Raw genomic sequence first — 3,930 nt, 5'->3', positions numbered from 1 at the left:
ACTCGAGTTGGGATGTTTATGTTAAACAAGAATTCCTGTATAGCTTGCTTAGTTTCTTTATAGGACAATTTATCATATCTAATAAAAGGGGCTAAATATGTGTCCACTGAACTAAATGCCTCCGCACCTGCAGTCTCACCCTGTAATGTATAGAAAAAGTTTACTATCTGACCAAGAGCGGCACGAAAATGTTTAGCTGGCTTACTCTCAATCTTTCCAGGAACACCACCAAATCCACGAATTAACAGGTCTTTTAAATTCCATCCCGCGCAGTACGGTGCAATCAAGGCTAGGTCATGTATATGGAAATCTCCACAAATATGTGCTTTTCTGACATCCTTAGGATATATTTTATATAACCAATAATGTGCAGAGATTACTGAGGCAATGTGATTATTTAATCCCTGCAGGGAATATGTCATATTGCTGTTTTCATTAACTCTCCAATCTTCATTCTCAATATAGTCATCTACTAACTTAAGGCTAACAGCCCTTTTTACATCACGAATCTTAGCATGCTGATCTCTGTAAATAATATATGCCTTTGCGGTCTTTATATAACCAGATTCAATTAGAACTGTCTCTACTATATCTTGAATCTTCTCAACAGTTGGAATTTCATCCTTAATAATTTCTTTAGTTTTTTTAACAACTTTATTAGAAAGTTTTCGTGAGGTATTTAGTCCAAATTCTTTAGTTTCCTGACCTGCTTTCAATATTGCATCAGTGATTTTTTTTTGGTCAAATTTGACGATTCTTTCATCTCTCTTTTTTATTTTTTCGAACATTGTTGCGACCTTTCTATATTTAATACTATATTTTTTGTAATATTTATTAGAAATTAGTAGTATTTAGTTGTTAGTGAAAAAAATTTTTTATTATCTAAACTACCCAAGAAGACTCCTTCCAAAATCATTAGAATTTGGTGGGAGATGAATTGGATATTTAAATTGCAAACCTTTTCCATAATTGATTAATGAAACATTTTTGATATTAGTATTGATGATGTTAGAATCATCTGACAATCTTATATATCTTCCATAGTTGAATACACCTTTTACTTTATAGATTTTCTTATTGAATCTCACTATATCATTTGGCTGAAACCTATATCTTTGTTTCCTTATAGACCTCTTGAATCCCTTTCTGTTTGTTTGTATAGATCGATTATTTCTGCGTGTCTGTTTGACTATAAAAGGTTCACACCTCTTTTGATTAATACCACCAGCTATAACAGAAGCATCATTAAAATGAGATTTTTCTAAACCTAATTTAGCTCTATTATATTTGGTGATATATCCATAAGTCCATTTGCAATCAAGATTATTTACCAATCTCCATCTGACATTATTCATGAATGTTGTTGCTTTTAATGATTTATTTGCTTTTTCCTGAATTTTAGGAAAACCAAACTCTTCTGCTGTTAGATTGCCCTTCTTTTGATTACATTTATTACAGGCTATAGTTAGATTAGAAATTCTATCTGAGCCACCTCTTAATTTTGGAACTATATGCTCAACTTCTAAAGGAACATCTGATTTTTTACAGTAAGCACATTTTCTATTCCACTTTTCCAGTAGGTATTCTTTAACTTCATATCCCTGTAACTCACCTTTTTGATATTCAACCCCCTTGATTTCTGGATTCTGCATTTTTTGAGTATCGAATGATGCAACCTCAACAACTATCTTTTTAATTGGTATCATCTTTTTTATTTTCTCCACCAATTTAATATGAGTATTTAACTTATGTTCTATGCTTGGTGGTAACCAACTATCTTTTCGTCTTCTATTGTCAAATCTTGGTTCTCTGTACCATAATCTATTCCTTCTGGTTCTGCGATACATTTTTCTCTCTTGTATCTTTTTTGAAACATCATTTCTCAAATTAACTACGCCACATATCAATTCTTTGTCCTTTGAAACAGCACTGAAACCTATCCTGCTGTATCCAGCATCTACACCCAAAACAACACTTTGTTTTGCCTCACCTGTTGCATATTTAAGCTGTATAGTAAATGGCATTCTGCATACTGCTTTTGCCTTACCCTGCTTTAATAGTTTCCTCGCTTTCTGTGGTCTTGTAGGTATAAGAGGTTCTCCACGCATGTTTATAACAGGAACTCTCAAGTCCTGTACTCTCTTGCCAGAGAGTTTGTTCCCATCGGAGCTGTTAGAAGTGGTTTTTAAGTCCTGTAGCACTTGACCTACCCCACAGTCATGTTTAACCACAGAATCACAGGGATTAGGGCTTGGGAAGAACCCTAATGTGTGTATGTGTCTCACACTCCTAACTTCTGCATTTTCTTTCATATTATGCCTCCTAATCAATCTAAGCTTTTTCAAGCTCCTTCCTAAATCTATGATTTAGGTGGGGGTGATTGACATATACAAAATATAGTGTCTTAAAAATACTAATACGCAATATATTGTATGTCAATGAGATTTTTTAAAAATTTTAAAAAATTTTTGTAAGACAGTTTTTTAAGTGGTATTTTATTTAAAATATTTTTTAAATATTTATCCTTTATAAAATATTGAAAAAATTCTTTAATTTTAATACATTAGACTTACTTATGGTTTTAGGGTATATTTTAGGGACATTTTTAGAATAATAATTTATAAACAGAAATAAAAGGTTATGAAAAGAGAAATAATATTTTTTTCAATTTTAAATTTAATTATTGGTTTAACTGGGATAGTAATAAGACCTCTAATCCCAATAGTATCTAAGGATATAAATATTGGATTAGATATGATTGGGATAGTATTATCTGCTATTTCATTTGGATTTTTTATTTCCGTGATTTTAACTGGTTATCTGTCAGATCGATATGGTACTAAACTTACTATAGCTTTAGGTCTTTTAATATCAATTATTAGTTCCCTGGGATTTGGTTTGACCTATACATTTTTTATTTTACTAATTAGTGGATTACTTATGGGAATTGGGAGAGGTACACTAATGGCTGGAATAAATGCACATGTAGTTAATATTTATCCTGAAAAAAGAGGGGCTAATCTTTTAAAATTAAGTTCTTTTTTCTGTTTAGGGACAGCAATTGGAACTTTTATTGTTTCTATAATTCTATTTTTGAAATTGAATTGGAGATTTTCATTTATCATATTCTTTTTTATTTATATTTTTATTACATTGTATTTTTTAAGAAAAAAAGCTACGGAGCACAAGATAAGTTTACAAGAGGAAAAAAATACAAATTCTTTGCAAGATGAGCAAATTAAAGATTTTAATAAAGAGGATATAAAAAATATAGAAAATCATGGCATAACGAGTATAAAAAATCAATTAGAAAAAATTCACTTAAAAGAATATTTAAATCTTTTTAAGAATCCGATTATAATTTTTTCAGGAATACTTTTAATATTTTTTGGTGGAACAGTAGTTGCTTTTTCTACCTGGTATACAACATATTTTTCATCATTTGGAATTAAGGTAGCAATTAGTTCTTTAGGTCTTTCATTATATTGGTTATCATTAATGGCTGGCGTTAAGCTTAAGCAAATTGCAATGAATTTTCTTGAAGAATATCAAATTATTCTTTTAGGATGCTTATTAAATGCAATTTTTATGATAATTATTACATTTTCAGGAAATATTGTTATTAAGGTTATTGCCTCTATAATGATAGGTCTTTTCTTGGGAGGCTTTACTCCCCTAACAACCTCTTTAGCAATAAGTCAAAAACCTGAACTATCAGGATTTATTTCAGGTTATATTTTGGGGATGTTATCATTGGGTAATATGATTTTTCAGCCCTTCATAGGATATTTTTCTGAGAGATTTGGAGAAGGATCCGGGATATATATTCAATTAACAGGTTCACTTTTGCTTTTTATAACAACGGTTATTCTAGCAATTTTTTATAAACGTAAAAAATTAAGTGGTGAAATAGCATAATTTTTTTAAATT

Annotated in this window: 3 protein-coding genes; 1 reads left to right on the top strand and 2 read right to left on the bottom strand. The window is 30.3% G+C overall.

The window, feature by feature from the left end:
* Positions 1-788: ribonucleoside triphosphate reductase (locus KKC53_05800; GenBank protein MBU2598663.1), on the bottom strand; the 788-nt coding region annotated here is incomplete at its 3' end.
* Between the two features lie 99 nt (positions 789-887).
* Positions 888-2,312 (bottom strand): HNH endonuclease, encoded by a 1,425-nt coding sequence (locus KKC53_05795; protein ID MBU2598662.1) that lies wholly within the window; start codon positions 2,310-2,312, stop codon positions 888-890.
* A 328-nt stretch (positions 2,313-2,640) separates the two neighbouring features.
* On the opposite strand from KKC53_05795, the gene KKC53_05790 reads away from it, so the two are divergent.
* The gene (locus KKC53_05790; GenBank protein MBU2598661.1) at positions 2,641-3,918 is read left to right on the top strand and encodes an MFS transporter; all 1,278 of its coding nucleotides are present in this window, start codon (positions 2,641-2,643) and stop codon (positions 3,916-3,918) included.
* Positions 3,919-3,930: the final 12 nt, after the last annotated feature.

The organism is Actinomycetota bacterium, from assembly GCA_018830725.1.
In the GTDB taxonomy this organism is placed as follows: Bacteria; Actinomycetota; Humimicrobiia; order JAHJRV01; family JAHJRV01; genus JAHJRV01.
The sequence above is the reverse complement of the archived record's forward strand: the minus strand, read 5'-3'. Positions and strand labels throughout refer to the sequence as shown.